We start from the raw sequence: 18,593 nt of genomic DNA, 5'->3' as shown, positions 1-18,593 counted from the left end.
TAAAATGAATCGCTCTTTAATTGTTAAAATTTTAGGTATAATTTTGTTAATTGAATCCTTTTTTATGATTCCTTCTTTAGCTATATCACTTTATATGCAAGATGGCTCATCGATAGGTTTTATAATCACAATAATTCTTCTGATTATAGTTGGTGCTTTAACAAGATTTATAGAAACTAAACATAGGACACTTGCACCGGCAGATGGCCTTGTAATTGTAACTTATGCTTGGATACTTGTTTCAATTTTTGGATCTTTACCATTAATTATTGATATGAATATGTCTTTTCCAGATGCTTTTTTTGAAATAGTTTCAGGTTTTACTACAACAGGTGCTAGTGTAATAAATAATATTGAATCTTTTCCAAAATCTGTTGTATTGTGGAGAAGTATAACTCACTGGATTGGTGGGATGGGGATTTTAGTTTTTACAGTATCTCTTCTACCTAAACTTGGTGTTGGTGGTTTTCAAATTTTTAAAAGAGAATCTCCTGGACCTGTAAAGGGAAAAATTGAGGCGAAAACTTCAGACACAGCTAAAAAATTATATATTATTTATGTTGTTATAACTATTTTACTTTTTCTATGTCTTAAATTTTTTGGCATGGATGTTTTTGATGCCTTGGTACATACCCTAGGTGTTGTAGGTACTGGAGGTTTTTCTTCTAAAAACACATCTATTATGGGATATTCAACACCGATTATATTTACTATGTCCTTTTTTATGATTGTTTGTGGAAATAATTTTTCAATATATTATTCTCTTTACAGAAGACGATTTAATGAAATTATTAAAAATGAAGAATTGAGATTATATTTATTCATAACTATAGCAGCAATTTTACTTATCAGTATAGATTTATATTTAAAAGGAGTCGCAAGTCCCTTTAAAAGTTTTAGAGATGCAACATTTCAAGTGACATCAATTGAGTCTACTTCAGGTTTTGTATCTACAGATTATGACTTGTGGCCTTCATTTTCAAAATATATATTATTTGTACTTATGTTTATAGGTTCTTGTGCAGGTTCAACTGCAGGAGGTCTTAAGGTCATAAGAATTGTCGTTTTATTTAAGTCAATAAAAAGAGAAATAAAAAGAGTTATACATCCTAGGGCAATACTTCCAATTTCTTTAAATGGCAGAATTTTAAGTGAAGAATTGGTTCAAGGCATAAATGGATTTTTTGGAATTTATATGATTGTTTTTGTTTTTTCAGTAGGTCTTATTACTTTGTCAGGAGAGGACCTAATAACTTCAATGTCTTCAGTTGTAACAATGTTATCTAATGTTGGACCAGGTTTTGCATCCGTTGGTCCTACTAAAAACTTTTATTACTTCAATGATTTCTTTAAAATTTATTTTGCTTTTTTAATGCTCTTAGGAAGGCTTGAATTTTTCACAGTTCTTGCAATTTTCTCAAGAAAAAGATATTTTAAAGAGAAGGTATTGAAATGAAAATATTGATAATAGGAGCAGGACGTGTAGGTAGCGAGCTTGTAGATGTGCTTTCTTACGAAGATGCTGAAATTTTAGTTATAGATAAGGATTCAGGAAATCTCCCTTCATTAAAGAAGTCTAATGTTTCATACATTAACAAGGATATATTAGACGGGGACATATTAAATGAAATAGATTTTTCGTCATTTGAATATGTTTTGGCAGTTACCAATAAGGATAGGACAAATATCTTAATTGCCTCATTAACAAAAAATTTATCTACTAAGACGATAATTAGACTTAATATTGTTGATTCTTTAGATGAAATAGAATATCTTAAAAAATCTCTTAATATATATGAGATTGTAAATCCCGAATATGAAGTTGGAAAATTTATTAAAAACATAATCGGAAATTCATCATATTACACGGCAGATTATTTTGGCAAGGGGAAAATAGAAGTAGCAGGTCATTTAGTTGATACAGACGGGGAATTTGATAATATAGCTCTAAAGGACATCGGCTCTTTGGCAACAATTTTAGTTGTTGCTATTTTAAGAGATGGCAAATTTTTTACACCCAATGGTCAGACAATTTTACAAAAGGGAGATTATTTGTATCTCATGGGTCTTTCTAAAGATATTTCCAATTTTAAGATGGAGCATTTTCTAATAAAATCTACTAGAAAATCAAGAGATGTAACAATAATTGGTGGAAATCTCATAACCAATACAATGATTAGTGAAATTGAAGACATCAATTTAAAAATTATAGAAGAAGACAGCAAAAAAGTTAGGCTTTTTAGGGACAAAATACCAAAAGCTTTTGTAGTAAATAGACCTTATAGGGATGAAAATTTATTAAATGAGGAAAATATAAGAGAAGATAGTATTTTTATTTCTATGACAGATAATGATGAGTTAAATATAGTTTTAGGACTCATGGCAAAAAGCTTGCGCATAGAAAGGACAATAATCTCTTTAAACACAAATATTTATTCAAAAATTTTAGACCCCTTAAATATGTATAGCCATGTTGAACCTTTTACAGTAATGGCAAATGAAATTGTCAACAAAGTTTCACAAGGTTCAAAAATTTCTGTTAACTTTATGTTTGCAGGTAAGGCTCAAGTTTTTGAAATCTCAACGAGCGAAAAATTCCCTCACATAAACAAAAAAATTAAAGAGATGAATATTCCTAAGGGAATTATAATTGGTGGAATAATAAGAAGTGATGGTTTGGCTATAATTCCTAGGGGAGAAACTATTATAGAAAAAAATGATAAGCTTGTAGTTTTTTGTACAGATGATAAAAAAGAAGAATTAAAAAATTTCATAGATACAAAAAAGAAAAATTATCTTTCGTCTTTATTTAAGTAGGAGAATTTATATGGATTTTTTAAAAAATGATTGGCAAGAGCTTTTAAAAGATGAATTTCAAAAAGATTATTACAAAAACTTAAGAGAGCTACTGATAAATGAATACAAAAATTATCAAATATATCCCAAGGCAAGTGATATTTTTAATGCCTTTAACTATACTTCATATAAAGATTTGAAAGTGTTAATTTTAGGTCAAGACCCCTATCACAATCCAAATCAAGCTCACGGACTCGCCTTTTCTGTTAATAAAGGTATAAAAGTTCCTCCATCTCTTGTAAATATTTATAAGGAGCTTCATGACGATTTAGGAATAGGACCTTTTAAGGATGGTTATCTAAAATCATGGACACAAGAAGGAATAATGCTTTTAAACACAACATTAACAGTTAGAAAAAATGCCCCTATGAGTCATTCAAAAATTGGTTGGGAAATTTTTACAGACAGGGTAATTGAAATTATTGATGAAAAAAAGGAACCTGTAGTTTTTATCCTATGGGGAGCTCATGCAAGAAGTAAGAAGAAATTAATAAAAAATAAAAATCATCTTGTTATTGAAGGACCACATCCATCACCTCTTTCAGCACATAGGGGATTTTTTGGCTCAAAGCCATTTTCAAGAGCAAATAAATTTTTAATGGAAAGAGGAATTGATTCACCAAGCTGGGAGGTAAAATAATGGCAGAATTATATATAGGAAAAGGAAAAGATAAATTCACAATATCTTCAGATAAATTAAATCAGCATGGAATCATAGCCGGAGCAACTGGAAGCGGAAAAACTGTGACTGTAAAGGTATTAATTGAAGAATTATCTAAAATTGGAGTACCTACATTTGTTTCAGATGTTAAGGGTGATTTAACTAATCTTTGTAAAGAAGGAAGGGAAAATGAAAATATAAAAAAGAGGCTTATTGCTATTGGACAAGAAAATTTCGAATATTCATCTTATCCTGTAAATTTATGGGATATATATCAAGAAAATGGAATTAATTTAAGAATATCAATTTCAGAACTTGGACCACTACTTCTGTCACAAATTTTAGAATTAAATGAAGTCCAAGAAGGAGTTTTAAATATTTTATTTAAGCTAGCTGACGAAAATGGACTTTTACTTTTAGATTTTAAAGATTTAAACTCTATGCTGGGATTTTTAACTGAAAACGCTAAGGATATTTCTGCAAAATATGGGAATATTTCTTCTGCAAGTATTTCTGCCATAAGAAGAAAATTATTAGTCTTAGAAGAAGAAGGGGCAGATAATTTTTTTGGAGAGCCCTCTATTGATGTAATGGATTTTCTGCAAAAAGATTCAAGGGGTTACGGTTTTGTAAATATCTTAAATTCAAAAAAACTTATAAATTCACCAAAATTATATTCAATATTTTTGATTTATTTATTTACAGAACTTTTTCAAATATTAGATGAAGTTGGCAATCCAGAAATTCCCAAGGCTGTATTTTTCTTTGACGAAGCACATCTTTTATTTGACGATATTTCTAAAGTTTTACTTGAAAAGCTTACAAAAGTTGTAAAACTTATTCGTTCTAAGGGTGTGGGTATTTTCTTTATAAGCCAAAATCCTTTAGATATTGACCAAGCAGTTTCTTCACAGCTTTCAACAAAAATTATCCATCAACTTAGGGCATTTTCACCAAAAGAATTAAAAAATCTTAAAGAAATTAGTTTGTCTTTAAGAGAAAACAAAGATTTTAATACTATGGATACTTTAACAAGTCTTGGTACGGGAGTTGCAATAATTTCTAGCCTTGATGAGAATGGAATACCAAAACCTGTTGAAGAGGTTATTATTAGACCCTTACACTCATCTTTTGATGTCCTAACAGAAGGGGAAATAGATTCTCTTTTAGAAAATTCTAATCTATATAGAAAATATCAAGAAACTATTGATAGGACATCTGCTTATGAAATTTTACAAGAAAAATTGCTCAAAAAAGAGGACGAGGAGAAGAAACTAAAAGCTAAGTCAGAAGAAGAAAAAAATAGACAGATTGAAATGAGATATATAAATAAGGGCATAGATTCCATGCTAGGTACCATTACAAGGACTATAGGAAGAGAGATAGCAAGAGGAATTTTAGGTTCTCTTAGAAAGAAATAGCTCATTAAAAACTATAGCCTTAATTTAAGGCTATTTTTTATAAAATGTTTTTAAATAAAAAGTTTTTATAAAAAAGACTTGTTTTTTTTATTTTATATGATTATAATGTTAAAAAGCTTTGAAGAGAGGAGTACCTTTAAGGAAGATTTTAGAGAGTGCACATAAGGTGAGAGGTTGCATAGTTGGAATTTTAGGGAATAAAGGCTTGGAGCTTAATCGTTTGGCTTACGTTACAAAGCTCACAATGAGGCTTTATGCAAAATTGGGTGGTACCACGAAACTTTCGTCCCATAGGGATGGAAGATTTTTTTATTTTAGGAGGAAAAAATCATGAGAAAAATTTTAAAATTATTAGTAGCTTTATCATTAGTTCTGACATTGGTGGCGTGTGGTAAAGATAAAAAAGAAGATGAAAATGTTCTTAAAGTAGGAATGGAATGTGGTTATGCACCATTTAACTGGACTCAACTTGATGATAAAAATAATGGGGCACAAATTGATGGAGCAAATGAATATGCAGGTGGCTATGATGTTATGATGGCACAAAAAGTTGCACAAGCTTTAGGAAAAAAATTGGTAATCGTGAAAACAGAATGGGATGGTCTTCCACCAGCTTTACAAGCAGGAAAGATTGATTTAATTATGGCAGGGATGAGCCCTACACCAGATAGAGCAAAAGAAGTTCAATTTACTGAACCATATTGGCAAAGTCAATATGTAATGATAGTAAAAAGAGGTTCTAAATATGAAAATGCAAAATCATTAAATGATTTTAAGGGTGCAAAAATTTCTGCTCAACTAAATACAGTTCACTACGATATTATCGATCAAATAGATGGAGTTATAAAAGAAGAAGCACAAAGTTCTTTCCCTGAACTTAGAGTTGCTTTACAATCAGGAGTTATTGATGGATATGTTGCTGAAGTGCCTGAAGCAAAGTCAGTAGAATCTGCAACCAAAGATTTAGTTTCAGTAAATTTCCCAGAAGGTCAAGGATTTACAGTTAAAGATAATTCAAACCTTGTGTCTGCAGCAGTTAAAATTGGCAATAAAGAATTATTAGATGCTTGTAACAAAGTATTCTCAAATATTAGTGAAGATGAAAGACAAGAAATAATGAATACTGCAGTTAAGAATCAACCAGCTAATAATTAAGGTGAATTATGACAAAAGTATTAGAACTTTTTACTAGATACAAGCCCTTATTTTTTAATGGCACTTTAAATACTTTAAAAATATCAATTGTAGCTACAATTTTTGGACTTATTATAGGACTTATCACTGGAACAATAAGAACTCTGCCAAAGAAAAATGGTTTTGGAGGATTTTTACAAAAAGTCGTTAATTTATTAATTTCGGCATATATTACTCTTTTTAGAGGAACACCAATGATGGTTCAAGCATCACTTTTATTTTACGGATTTCCCTTGTTCTTGGGAGTAGATGTAGATAAGATACTCACAGCTTATATAATAGTTTCTGTAAATACTGGAGCTTATATGTCTGAGGTTGTACGTGGAGGAATTATATCGATAGATAAGGGACAATGGGAAGCCTCAAGAGCATCAGGACTTAGTCATATACAAACAATGCTATATGTAATAGGACCGCAAACTTTGAGAAATATCTTGCCTGCAACTGGAAATGAATTTGTAATAAATATAAAAGATACATCGGTATTAAATGTAATTGGAGTTGGAGAATTATTCTTTGCTGCAAAAACTGTAGCAGGTCAATCTTATTCATACTTTGAAACTTACTTTATAATTTTAATTATTTATTTACTGCTAACTACAGTAATTACAGAAATTTTGAGGCAAATAGAAAAAAGATTAGAAGGTCCTGTATCTTTTGAGTTAAAAATGGGAAATCAACAACAGGTGTAAAATGGAAATATTAAGAATTGAAAACTTAAGAAAGAAATTTGGGACAAATGAAGTCTTAAAGGGAATTTCCCTTAATGTAAATAAGGGAGATGTAATTTCTATAATAGGCAAGTCAGGAAGTGGCAAGTCCACATTTTTAAGATGTATAAATAGGCTTGAAGAAGCAAGCGAAGGGAATATATATTTTGAAGGAAAAAATATCATGGATAAGGACTGTGATTTGAAAAAAATCAGGTCTAAGATGGCAATGGTTTTTCAAAATTTTAATCTATACAATAATTTAAATGTATTAGATAACTGCACTCTTGCTCCTACAAAAGTTCTTAAAATATCAAAAAAAGAAGCAGAAGAAGAGGCTATAAAAAATCTTTCAAAAGTAGGAATGGCTGCTTATGTAAAAGCTCGTCCATCTCACTTATCTGGAGGTCAAAAGCAAAGAGTTGCAATTGCTAGAGCCTTGACAATGAATCCTGATATAATGTTATTTGACGAACCCACATCAGCTCTTGATCCAGAAATGGTTGAAGAAGTTTTAAACATTATGGTAGAGCTTGCAAAAGAAGGAAGAACAATGATTGTTGTAACCCATGAAATGGAATTTGCAAGAGATGTTTCATCTAAAGTTATATTTGTAGATAAGGGTATAATAGCAGAAGAAGGCTCCCCGCAAGAAATATTTAATAATCCAAAAGAAGATAGAACAAAAGAATTTTTGAAAAGAATCTTGTAAAAATTCTAATTGAATTATATAAAATAATCGGCATAAGAAAAAACTTATGCCGATTGTTTTTTGGAAAAATTATAAAAATAACCAATACGAAATTTATTAAATTTTTTAAGATATACTTTCATCATCTAATATTTTATATATTGCACTTTTTGTTTTTCTTTTCTTTTCTCTTAATTCATCATCTTTGCTGTAGCCAAGAGCAATTACAAGTCTTATTTTTCCCTTAAACTTTAAAAGCTCTCCAAGTTCTTTTTCATCAAACCAACCCATGATACAAGTTGAAAGTCCCAAGCTTGTTGCTTCAGATGTTAAATAGGCAACAGAAATTCCAATATCTATTGATTTGTAATCCTGATTTTTAACAATAGATCCTATCTTTGCAGTCAAATTATAATTTTCTTCACAGACAACAATTATTACAGGGGCATCTTTAGAAAATGCATTCATTTTTCCTGTAAGTTTTGCGGCTTTTTTCGCTTTTTTACCTTCAAGAACATAGTAAAAATAAGGTTGGGCATTACAAGCCGATGGAGATAATACCATAGCTGATAAGCACCTTTCTAACAATTCTTGAGGGACTTTTTTTAAAGGGTCAAAATTTCTTGTTGATTGTCTTTTCTTTGCTATTTCTAAAAAATCCATTATTTTTCTTTAAACTCCTCAAAAGTATAGAATTTATTGCCCTCATCTTCAATAAATAGAGGGATTCCAACATTTCCATCTTTTTTTATCTTATCAAAATAAGGATTATTATCCCTAAATGAAAGATAATATTTAAGATTTTTCATTGATGATGTAATATCAATGATTTCTAAATTAATTTTATTATCTTCTACATATTTTAAAGCTGGTGGACAATCAGGGCAATGGCTGGAAACAAGTAATTTTAACATTTTTTTATTCCTCCTTAAAAATTCTCTTAAACTTGATTCAAAATTTATATTTTCAGACTTTTTTCTTTTTTTGAAGTGGGTATATATTCCTTGTTCTCTCATCAACCTGCTCATGTGTCTAGATGCTAAATATGAATCTATATTTAAGTTATTAATAGTATTACCACCAAAATCCATTACATAAGCAAGTCTTGCAAGGGCAAGAGATGATAGTCCCTTGTCGTTTGTAAGGACTAAATCTCCTTTTTCAAGATGATTTACAATGTATAAATCTGCTGCATCACTTTCAACATCCACATTAATTATTGTGCCATAATTTGTAGAAAAATCTTGGCTATAGTTTTTAACAAGTATTATTTCAATTTTTTCTTCTTTGCAAACTTCAACAGCCAAATCTCTAATAGATGCTGCATCTGAATCTAAATATACTTTCATATATCAATTATACCCATAAAAATAAAATTTGCAGGCAAATCTTACATTTTTCTAAAATAATAAAAAAACTATTGAAAAATATGATTTATTTATATAGACTAAATTAGAGGTGCATCAATGAAGCGATTTTATACCATATTTGTAAGCCTTGTAATATTAATTTTATTGAGCGGCTTAGCACTTGCATTTTTAATGGTTCCCAGAGGAGAAGAAGTAGCTACAACTACAACTACAAAAAAAGAAGAAGTTAATAAGGAGCCAAGAAAAATAAATGTTTTTAATCAAAATAAAGACCCTATTAATGTTTTAATGATTGGACTTGATTCTTCTAGGGTTACCTATGAAGTGGATGAAAATTCTAAAAGAGCAGATACTCTTATGCTTTTAACTATAGATCCTAAGAAAAATAAGGCACATATTATCTCGATACCTAGGGACACATATTATAAATTAAAAGGTTATGATAATTATAAGATAAATGCAGGATATTCTCGAGGAGGATTGGAACTTCAGATATCTTCTGTTGAGGATTTTATGGACTGCAAAATAGACCACTACATTGTTGTAGAATACGATGCTGTTAAGGAGCTCGTAGATGCTATAGGGGGTGTTGAAATTTATACACCAGAATATTCTTACAATGACCCTTCAACCATCCCACCTCTTGAAATTAATTTTCATGAAGGCGTCCATAATTTAAATGGAGAAGATGCTGTTAAATATTTAAGAATCAGAAAATATTATGAAGATCAGGATATAGGTAGAATTCATGCCCAACAGGGATTTATAATGAAAGTATTTGAGAAGTTAAAAAATCCTTCTACAATTTTTAAATTACCAAAACTTGTATCTATAGCAAATAGATATGTAAAAACTGATTTTTCTTATGGTCAGCTTTCTTACCTTGCCTATTATGCAATGAGCCTTGAAAAAGATGATATAGAATTTAATACTCTTCAAGGTCAAAGAAAAGTTTTAAATAATATAGATTATTATAAGGTGGACAAGGATTATGCAAGAGGAGTTTTGAAAGAATTTTTAAATAGAGAAGAAAATGAAGAGAATTTAACAGAAGAAGAATTAGAAAAGAAAAAAGAAAATGAAAAGGCTAGAAGTCAGCTAAATTTTGAAAGTCAGTAAAATTTAGCTGACTTTTTTATATAAAATTTATGATTAAAATTTAGGATGTAAAAAGTCAAAAAAAGTCAAAAAAATTTCTAAAAAAAGCTTGACAATCTTTGACCAACATTTTATAATATAGATAGATTAGCAGAAGAAGTGAGTGGCTGCTAATGAGTATAAAAATAAATCCACTTTAAATATTAGAAAATAGATTCAAATAAAATTTATGAAAGGAAGATGGATATGAGTATTAAACCTTACACTGGAAGCTTATTAGACCAAAGATTTGGTGATTTTTATGATATGATTGATTCATTCTTTAATGATGAATATTCTAAAGAAAGAGCACTTAGGTCCAGTTCTTTCAAAGTAGATATTTCTGAAGAAGAAGGCTCTTACAAAATCGAAGCTGAACTTCCAGGATTTAAAAAAGATGAAATAAGTATTGGACTTAATGACGGCAGATTGACAATATCTGCTAAGAAATCAGAAGAAACGAAAGACGAAAAGAAAAATTATATACACAAGGAAAGAAAGACACAAGAAATGTCAAGGTCAATGTTTTTCAAAGACATTGATGAAAATGGCTTAAAAGCAAAGCTTGAAGGCGGAGTTTTGGAAATCACAGTTCCCAAAAAACCTCAAGTGCAAACTTCTAAAAAAATTGAAATAGAATAAGATGAAAAAACCTGCACTTTCAAAAATCTGCAGGTTTTTTTATTGGTCTACATATTTTAAGATATCACTTACCTGACAATCAAGAGCTTTACAAATTTCAGATAAGGTAGAAAACCTTATTGCTTTTGCCTTACCTGTTTTTAAAATAGATAAATTGGCAATGGTTATCCCTACTTTTTCTGAAAGTTCAGTCAAGGTAATATTTCTTTTTATAAGCATTAAATCAAGTTCCACTTTTATCATATTGTTAAATCCCAATCCTTTTTTATTTTTTCTCCTTTGTAAATTATATCAGCTATTAAAAGAAATATTTGAGATAAAATAAAGTAAAAAAGTATAACAATTTTTACAAAAAAATTTGTAATTGGATAGGGAACATTAATATGACTATAAATGTGGATTAGAATTTCAAAAATTATTGCAATATATAGGCTTTTGCTTATATTTTTTAAATTCTTATATAGTTTTATGGTAAATATTTGATTTTTTTCATAGTTTAATAGGGCAAAAAATGCAAAAATTATTGCAATAATTGTAGATAAACTAACACCCATACATAAAATAAACATGGGTAATCTCATATATGAAAGTTCAGGATATTCTTCCGCTAATTGGAAGGAAAATTCATGTAGGACGTAAGAAAGTAAAAGTATAGCTAATATACAAATAATTAGTCCAATTTTAATTATAAGGGGTCTATAGTTTTTCATATCATCACCTCATAAATTATTATAAACATAATTTTATTGAATATCAATAAAAATTTATCAATTATCAATAAAATTATTAATTTTATAAAGCTTTCAACAAAGTCTTATATGTGGTAGAATGGATATAATATTAATACGTTATAAATGTATAAGGAGATGATTTTTTGAGTATAGTAAAACCGTCAACTTTGCCTGGTTTTATGGAACTTCTTCCTAAAGAGCAAATTTTGTTTAATCAAATGCGTGATATTATTAGGAAAAATTTTGAAAGAGCAGGCTTTTTACCTATAGATACTCCTGTTATTGAAAAGTCTGAAGTGCTTTTGGCAAAGGGAGGAGGAGAAACCGAAAAGCAAATCTATAGATTTACTAAGGGTGATACAGATATGTCTTTAAGGTTTGATTTAACTGTGCCTCTTGCAAGATATACAGTTGAGCATTTCTCAGAACTTTCTTTTCCTTTTAAGAGATATGCTATAGGTAAGGTTTATCGTGGAGAAAAGGCTCAAAAAGGAAGATTTAGAGAATTTTATCAATGTGATATTGACACCATAGGAAATGGTGAACTTTCAATTGCAAATGATGCCGAATTTCCTGTAGTTATTTATCATACTTTTAAAGATTTAGGATTTTCAGATTTTACTATTCATCTTAATAACAGAAGAATTTTAAAGGGATTTTTCGCATGGCTTGGAGTTTCTGATTCACAAAATGCACTAAGAGCTGTTGATAAGATAGAAAAAATAGGACCTGAAAATGTGCTTAAAGAACTTGAAGAGTCAGGAATAGATAGAGAAAAAGGTAAAAAAATTCTTGAATTTATTGAAATAAAAGGTACAAATGACGAAATTATTCAGGCTTTAAAAGACTTAAACATTGATGAAGAAACTTTCAACCAAGGTTTAGATGAGATGAGTGAACTTATTTCATGTATTAAAGCTTACAATATTGATGAAAAAAATTACAGGATTGATTTGAAAATAGCTAGAGGTCTAGACTATTATACGGGAACTGTTTATGAAACAACTCTTGATGATTATCCAAAAATAGGCTCTGTTTGTTCAGGAGGTCGTTATGATAATCTTGCTTCATATTATACAGAAAAAACCCTACCTGGAGTGGGAATTTCAATCGGTCTTTCAAGATTATTCTATCAATTAGAACAAGCAAAAATAATTTCAGCCGAAGATAAATCTTTAATTGATATTATTATTTTGCCTATGGATGGTTTTATCCATGAAGGAATAAAACTTTTAGCTAAACTTAGAGAAAAAAATGTTAAGGTCACAATTTATTCAGAAGATGCAAAACTAGGAAAAAAATTCAAATATGCCGACCAAATAAAAGTACCTTATGCTATTGTTTTAGGCGAAAATGAAGTAAAAAATGGTCTATATTCTTTAAGAAATATGGCTACAGGCGAGCAAGAAGAAGTTGATTTTAATAAATTAGTAGAAAAATTTTCAAAGTAAAATTATTATTTAGTGCAAGGCTCTAAATCTTGCACTTTTTTTATTTAAATATTACAATATAAAGGAATTAAAAGAAAGAAGATGAAATATGAACTATAGAGAAGATATTAGAAATATAGCAATTATTGCCCATGTTGACCATGGTAAAACAACTTTAGTTGATGCTCTTTTAAAACAATCGGGAATTTTCAGAAAAAATCAAGTCGTAAACGAACGTGTTATGGACTCTAATGCCATTGAACGTGAAAGAGGTATTACAATTTTATCAAAAAATACCGCAGTTCACTATAATGGAGTAAAAATTAACATTATTGATACACCTGGCCATGCTGATTTTGGTGGAGAAGTTGAACGTGTACTTAAGATGGTAAATGGAGTTGTTCTTTTAGTTGATGCCTTTGAAGGTCCTATGCCTCAAACAAAGTTCGTTCTAAAAAAATCCTTCGAACTTCATTTACCTGTTATTGTATGCATAAATAAAATAGATAGACCAGAAGCAAGACCTGAAGAAGTTGTAGATGAAGTTTTAGATTTATTTATTGAACTTGGAGCTAGTGAAGATGTACTTGATGCACCTTTTGTTTATGCTTCTGCTAAAAGGGGAATTGCTGGCAAAAAATTAGATGAAGAAATGACATCTATGGAACCACTTTTCCAAACAATTCTAAATTATATACCAGCTCCTGTTGAAGCAAGTAACGAATCTTTTAAACTATTAATTTCAACAATTGACTATAACGATTATGTGGGAAGAATTGGTATAGGAAAAATTGAAAGTGGAACTTTGAAAGAAAATGATAGTGTTTATATAGTAAATTCTACAAAACCGGGTTATGAAGAAAAAGTTAAGATTTCTAAAATATATGAATTTGAAGGTCTTGAAAGAGATGAAGTAGAATCATCAAGTTCAGGTTCCATTGTTGCCATTACAGGTATTGAAGATATTAATATAGGAGATACCTTAACAAGTGAACAAGACAAAGAACCCCTTGAATTTGTAAAAATTTCAGAACCAACACTTTCAATGAATTTTTCAGTAAATGATTCACCTTTTGCCGGAAAAGTTGGTAAGTTTGTAACTTCAAGGCAGTTAAGGCAAAGACTTTTTAGGGAACTTCAAACTGATGTATCTTTAAGAGTTGAAGAAACAAATTCTACAGATTCTTTTAAAGTTAGCGGTAGAGGGGAACTTCACTTAAGTGTATTAATAGAAAATATGAGACGTGAAGGATATGAATTCCAAGTTTCCAAACCTCAAGTTTTGTTTAAAACTATTGATTCTAAAAAATATGAACCTATTGAAAGAGTTACAATAGATGTTTCATCAGAATATGTAGGAGCGATTATTGAAAAGCTTGGCAGACGTAAGGGAGAACTTGTAACAATGCAAGAACCTCAAGGAGGTTATCAAAGACTAGAATTTTTGATTCCAGCCAGAGGTCTTATTGGATATAGAACAGAATTTATGACTGATACCAAAGGAAATGGGATTTTAAATTCAGTATTTGAAGATTATGCACCATACAAGGGTGATATTCCAAGAAGAGTTAATGCATCTATTGTGTCTTTTGATACAGGAGTAGCTTCAACTTATGGATTAAATAATGCCCAACAAAGAGGAAGTCTTTTTGTAGGTCCTGGAGAAGAAGTTTATGAAGGTCAAGTAGTAGGAGAATCTCCAAAGGGTGTTGAAATTGAAGTTTCTGTAACTAAAGAAAAGAAACAAACAAATGTCAGAGCCTCAGGTTCAGATGAAGCTTTAAAACTATCACCGGTTAAAAACTTAACCTTGGAAGAAGCTTTAGAGTTTATTGAAGATGACGAATTAATAGAAATTACACCAGAGGATTTTAGAATTAGAAAAGAAATTTTAAGCTCACAACAAAGATACAAATCAAAAAATAAAAAGAAGTGATTCTATGCTAAAGATGTATTTTGATGCAATAAAATCTTTTGCACAATTTTATTCAATAATATTTTTAATAAATATAATTTTTTCAGCAGCAGTAGTGTTTTTTCAAAGGAAAAAACCTACTTCAACCTTGCTGTGGGTAATGGCAATTAATTTTATACCCATAGTGGGTATTATATTATATTTATTAATAGGTCAAGATGTATCTAAATCTAAGATGTTTGATTCAAAAACACAAGCAGATAGGATAACTAAGAATAAATACAGGGACACGATTGAAAATATACAGAGTAGAGAATATAAGTCTTCCAATGCAAAAACTAAAGAATACAAAGAAATAGTTAAGATGTTTAATAACGCTGAAGGAGAAATTCTCTATTCAGAAAATGATGTAAAAATTTTTAACAACGGATTGGAAAAATTTAAGGCTTTATTTGAAGATATAAAAAATGCAAAAGAAAGCCTTTATATTCAATACTATATTTTTAAATCTGACCAATTATCAAGCCAATTTATTGATTTATTGATAGAAAAAGCAAAAGAAGGGCTTGATGTTTACTTATTAGTAGACGGCATGGGTGCAAGGCATTTAAAATCAAGTGATAGAGAAAGAATAAGGAGTGCAGGCGTTAATTTTGCTGTATTTTTTCCAGGGATTTTGCCCAAAATAAATACTCACATTAATTACAGAAACCACAGAAAGATAGCAATAATAGATAGAAAAATAGGCTATGTAGGCGGTTTAAATGTTGGTGATGAGTATGTGGGAAATGGAAAATTTGGGAATTGGAGAGATACACATTTAAGAATCTTAGGTGATGCAGTCAATGGACTTTCATGGAGATTTTACCTTGACTATAAGTTTGCCAGTAAAAAAGACATAAAGAATTTTTCAACTATATATTTAAAAGAAAAGGGAAATAAGGATGTTTCCATTGTTACATCAGGTCCAGATACAAAAGCCGATTCAATAAGAAATGGTTATGAAAAACTTATAACTAGAGCTGAGAAAGAAATCTATATACAAACACCATATTTTGTACCAGATGAGGGACTTTTTAAATGTCTAAAAGTAGCAGCTCTTTCAGGCGTTGAAGTTAATATAATGATACCTCAAAAAAAGGACCATCTTTTTGTTCACTGGGCATCTCTATCCTATGCTGGAGAATTATTGGACTGGGGTGTAAATGTTTATATGTATCAAAAAGGATTTTTACACACAAAAATTATGATTTCAGATGATTATCTTTCTTCAGTAGGAACGGCTAATTTTGATATAAGATCTTTTGAGCTTAATTTTGAGGTTAATGCTTTTATGTTTGATTATGAATTAAATCAAAAACTAAAAAAAGATTTTAAAAATGATTTAAAAGATTGTAAAAAAATAACTAAAGAAATCTATGAAAAAAGAGGACTTTTCACAAAAATTAGAGAACAGATCTCAAGACTTTTGTCACCCTTATTGTAATGAAAATTAATATAGATAGAAAAAATATAAAAAATGTAAAAATACGAGTGGAAGATGGAGTTGTAAAAATTTCTGCCCCTCAAAATTTAAGCACATCTCATATACTAGACATATACGAATCAAATGAGGCTATTGTCGAAAAACTAATAGAAGACGATAAGAAAAGGTCAACTTATAAAAATCACCTCTTTGGTGAAAAATTAAAGGAAAATTTTAGCCAAAAGGAAATTGATGACTTATATAGAAAAGAGCTTTCTTATATACTTTTTCATATATTTAAAAAATATGAAAAATTGACAGGACTTGCCCCTAAAGAATATAAATTAAGAAAGATGAAAGCTAGATGGGGTACAGCTTATCCCAATAAGAGGCTTATTATTCTTAATATTTATTTAGCCCAAAGACCTATAGAAGAGATAGAGGCGGTGGTTTTACATGAACTTATTCATTTAAAATACCCTAATCATTCTAAAGATTTTTATAAGGAAATAGAAAAATATATGCCTAACTATAGGGATTTAGACAAAAAACTTAAGCATACATAGGTGATAATATGTTAAAAAAATTTTTAAAATTACTGATAGTTGTATTCCTAGTACTGATACTTATGCAAATATTTAATATCACTATATTTATAGGAACAAAAAGGATAGATCCTGAGTATTTTGCTGACAAAATAAAATCTGTGCCTTATCATGTAATTTGGAATAAAACAAAAGAAAAGGCAATAGAAGTAAAAGAAGTATTTAAAAAAGATAAAAAAGATGATTCAGAATCTGATAAAAGTGATGATAAAATTACAACTACCGATAAAAGTGTTAATGAAAATAAGGAAAAATCAACAAAAAATATGTAAAAAATTAAGCTCCAATCATGGAGCTTTTTTATATGAGTTAATATTTAAAAATCATAATAAAAATGAAATTTATTTTGTAAATTCAAATGTAAAATTATCTTTTGCCTTGAAGTGATATTTATAAAAGGCTTCAATGGCATCAACCATATATTTAGCATCCTTAACACCTGCTGTTTCATATGTTGAATGCATAGATAGTTGTGCAAGACCAATATCTACAGTATTTAGGGATACATGATTTTGTGAAAGATTTCCTAGGGTTGATCCACCGATTTTATCAGACCTGTTTGAGAAAAATTGAAGGGGTATATTTTCATCTTTACAAATTTTTTTAAATACTGATATGCTTTGACCATCACTTGTATATTTTTGTCCAGCATGAGATTTTATAACTATACCACCGTTCATATATGCGTAGTTTGTATCATCAGTTAGCTCTTTGTGGTTAGGGTGAAAAGAGTGAGCGTTATCAGCACTAATCATAAAAGATGAAGAAATAGCCTTGTAATAATCTTCTTTACAATAAGATAAATTTTCATTAATTCTATTTAAGACATCAAATAAAAATGTAGATAGGGCACCTTGTTTAGTTTCAGAACCAACTTCTTCATTATCAAAAGATGCGTAAATATCAATAGATTTTGAATTATAACTATTAATAAATCCCAAAAGACTTGTAAAAGCACATTCTAAGTTATCAATTTGCGGACAGGAGAAAAATTCTTCATTAGCTCCCCAAATTGTTCCTGGAGTCCTGTTGTATAAAAATATATCTCTTGAAATAATATCATCAGGGTCTATATTAAGTTCTAAAGCCAATATCTTATTAACAAGATTTTTCCCATCATCCTTGGAAGTTTGAGAGATTAAAGGTAAAAGGTCAATTTGTTTGTTATCTGTAGAAGCTTTCATATCTTTTGAAATGTGAATTGCAAGGCTAGGAATAAGGAGTAAATCCTTGTCAATCTTCACAAGGGTAGAGAAAATACCATCGGGCCTATTTATAAAGACCCTTCCAGCTAAGGATAAGGGTTTATCAAACCATGATGAAACAATCATTCCTCCATAACCTTCAGTATTTAGTTTAATATATTTATTATCAACAGAAATTTCAGCATTTTCTTTTAATTTAAAAGTTGGAGAATCGGTATGGGAAGCCACAATATTGAAAGAATAATTTTTTATATCTTCTCCAATTTTGAAAGCTATAATTGAAGAATTATTTCTTGTTACAAAATAATTTTTTCCTTTTTCTAATTTCCAAGTTTGTCCCTCAAGAAGCTCTATAAAATTTTCACTTTTTAAAATATTTTTCATATTTTTGACTGCGTGAAAACAAGTTGGGGAATCTTTAATAAAATTAATAAGTTTTTTTACGATTTCTTTAGACATTTCTTTTCCTTTCCTTTTTATCAAGATTAGTCAAGATAAATCCAAATCCCAAGTATTGAAGAGTAATTATATTAAAAAATATTTCAAAATTAATGAATTTA

General features: G+C 29.4%; 19 protein-coding genes. 14 read left to right on the top strand and 5 right to left on the bottom strand.

All coding sequences use genetic code 11. The features are described 5' to 3' along the window. Positions 1-4: 4 nt before the first annotated feature. The 7 genes from F594_RS0100185 to F594_RS0100150 all read left to right on the top strand — a co-directional run bounded on the left by F594_RS0100185 (position 5) and on the right by F594_RS0100150 (position 7,554). The gene (locus tag F594_RS0100185) at positions 5-1,456 is read left to right on the top strand and encodes a TrkH family potassium uptake protein (protein WP_019034126.1); all 1,452 of its coding nucleotides are present in this window, start codon (positions 5-7) and stop codon (positions 1,454-1,456) included. Further along, positions 1,453-2,817: an NAD-binding protein gene (locus tag F594_RS0100180; protein WP_019034125.1), complete on the top strand. Its 1,365-nt coding sequence runs from the start codon at positions 1,453-1,455 to the stop codon at positions 2,815-2,817. Before F594_RS0100185 ends, F594_RS0100180 begins: the two co-directional genes overlap by 4 nt. A gap of 10 nt (positions 2,818-2,827) precedes the next feature. Next, positions 2,828-3,496, top strand: coding sequence for a uracil-DNA glycosylase (locus F594_RS0100175; protein WP_019034124.1), 669 nt, complete (start codon positions 2,828-2,830; stop codon positions 3,494-3,496). Next, positions 3,496-4,938: a helicase HerA-like domain-containing protein gene (locus tag F594_RS0100170; protein ID WP_019034123.1), complete on the top strand. Its 1,443-nt coding sequence runs from the start codon at positions 3,496-3,498 to the stop codon at positions 4,936-4,938. Before F594_RS0100175 ends, F594_RS0100170 begins: the two co-directional genes overlap by 1 nt. A gap of 330 nt (positions 4,939-5,268) precedes the next feature. Continuing rightward, positions 5,269-6,093: a transporter substrate-binding domain-containing protein gene (locus F594_RS0100160; RefSeq protein ID WP_019034122.1), complete on the top strand. Its 825-nt coding sequence runs from the start codon at positions 5,269-5,271 to the stop codon at positions 6,091-6,093. An 8-nt stretch (positions 6,094-6,101) separates the two neighbouring features. Next, entirely contained in the window at positions 6,102-6,824 is a 723-nt protein-coding gene (locus F594_RS0100155; protein WP_004823819.1) for an amino acid ABC transporter permease, read from the top strand. 1 nt (position 6,825) lies between these two features. Further along, positions 6,826-7,554 (top strand): amino acid ABC transporter ATP-binding protein, encoded by a 729-nt coding sequence (locus tag F594_RS0100150; protein WP_019034121.1) that lies wholly within the window; start codon positions 6,826-6,828, stop codon positions 7,552-7,554. A gap of 105 nt (positions 7,555-7,659) precedes the next feature. Here the strand turns inward: F594_RS0100150 and F594_RS0100145 are convergent, their stop codons facing one another. Together F594_RS0100145 and F594_RS0100140 are read right to left on the bottom strand one after the other, a co-directional pair. After that, positions 7,660-8,196 carry a nitroreductase family protein gene (locus F594_RS0100145; protein WP_019034120.1) on the bottom strand — a complete coding sequence of 179 codons (537 nt, stop codon included), beginning with the start codon at positions 8,194-8,196 and terminating at the stop codon, positions 7,660-7,662. Further along, positions 8,196-8,882, bottom strand: coding sequence for a DUF188 domain-containing protein (locus F594_RS0100140; RefSeq protein WP_019034119.1), 687 nt, complete (start codon positions 8,880-8,882; stop codon positions 8,196-8,198). The genes F594_RS0100145 and F594_RS0100140 overlap by 1 nt, the downstream gene beginning before the upstream one ends. Positions 8,883-8,999: 117 nt before the next feature. Here F594_RS0100140 and F594_RS0100135 point away from each other — a divergent pair, with 117 nt between their 5' ends. Both F594_RS0100135 and F594_RS0100130 read left to right on the top strand, forming a co-directional pair. After that, entirely contained in the window at positions 9,000-10,022 is a 1,023-nt protein-coding gene (locus tag F594_RS0100135) for an LCP family protein (protein WP_019034118.1), read from the top strand. Positions 10,023-10,247: 225 nt separating this feature from the next. Then, positions 10,248-10,682 (top strand): Hsp20/alpha crystallin family protein, encoded by a 435-nt coding sequence (locus tag F594_RS0100130; RefSeq protein WP_009344956.1) that lies wholly within the window; start codon positions 10,248-10,250, stop codon positions 10,680-10,682. A gap of 39 nt (positions 10,683-10,721) precedes the next feature. Here the strand turns inward: F594_RS0100130 and F594_RS0100125 are convergent, their stop codons facing one another. Together F594_RS0100125 and F594_RS0100120 are read right to left on the bottom strand one after the other, a co-directional pair. After that, entirely contained in the window at positions 10,722-10,925 is a 204-nt protein-coding gene (locus tag F594_RS0100125; protein WP_004823838.1) for a helix-turn-helix domain-containing protein, read from the bottom strand. After that, a complete protein-coding gene (locus F594_RS0100120; RefSeq protein WP_019034117.1) occupies positions 10,922-11,392 on the bottom strand; it encodes a DUF2975 domain-containing protein in 471 nt (156 codons plus the stop codon). Before F594_RS0100120 ends, F594_RS0100125 begins: the two co-directional genes overlap by 4 nt. Positions 11,393-11,556: 164 nt before the next feature. Here F594_RS0100120 and hisS point away from each other — a divergent pair, with 164 nt between their 5' ends. The 5 genes from hisS (at position 11,557) to F594_RS0100095 (ending at position 17,100) form a co-directional block, all read left to right on the top strand. After that, positions 11,557-12,864 carry a histidine--tRNA ligase gene (gene hisS, locus F594_RS0100115; RefSeq protein ID WP_004823846.1) on the top strand — a complete coding sequence of 436 codons (1,308 nt, stop codon included), beginning with the start codon at positions 11,557-11,559 and terminating at the stop codon, positions 12,862-12,864. A gap of 88 nt (positions 12,865-12,952) precedes the next feature. Beyond that, on the top strand, positions 12,953-14,779 hold the full coding sequence (gene typA, locus F594_RS0100110; RefSeq protein WP_019034116.1) for a translational GTPase TypA: 1,827 nt from the start codon (positions 12,953-12,955) through the stop codon (positions 14,777-14,779). Between the two features lie 4 nt (positions 14,780-14,783). Then, positions 14,784-16,244, top strand: coding sequence for a cardiolipin synthase (gene cls / locus F594_RS0100105; protein ID WP_019034115.1), 1,461 nt, complete (start codon positions 14,784-14,786; stop codon positions 16,242-16,244). Further along, the gene (locus tag F594_RS0100100; protein ID WP_019034114.1) at positions 16,244-16,789 is read left to right on the top strand and encodes a M48 family metallopeptidase; all 546 of its coding nucleotides are present in this window, start codon (positions 16,244-16,246) and stop codon (positions 16,787-16,789) included. The genes cls and F594_RS0100100 overlap by 1 nt, the downstream gene beginning before the upstream one ends. A gap of 8 nt (positions 16,790-16,797) precedes the next feature. Beyond that, on the top strand, positions 16,798-17,100 hold the full coding sequence (locus F594_RS0100095) for a hypothetical protein (RefSeq protein WP_019034113.1): 303 nt from the start codon (positions 16,798-16,800) through the stop codon (positions 17,098-17,100). Between the two features lie 69 nt (positions 17,101-17,169). Here the strand turns inward: F594_RS0100095 and F594_RS0100090 are convergent, their stop codons facing one another. Beyond that, positions 17,170-18,492 carry a M18 family aminopeptidase gene (locus F594_RS0100090; RefSeq protein WP_019034112.1) on the bottom strand — a complete coding sequence of 441 codons (1,323 nt, stop codon included), beginning with the start codon at positions 18,490-18,492 and terminating at the stop codon, positions 17,170-17,172. Positions 18,493-18,593 lie beyond the last annotated feature (101 nt).

The sequence above is a fragment of the Peptoniphilus lacrimalis DSM 7455 genome (assembly GCF_000378725.1).
Lineage (GTDB): Bacteria > Bacillota > Clostridia > Tissierellales > Peptoniphilaceae > Peptoniphilus_A > Peptoniphilus_A lacrimalis.
Note: the sequence above shows the minus strand (reverse complement) of the source record. Positions and strands in the feature narration are given on the sequence as shown.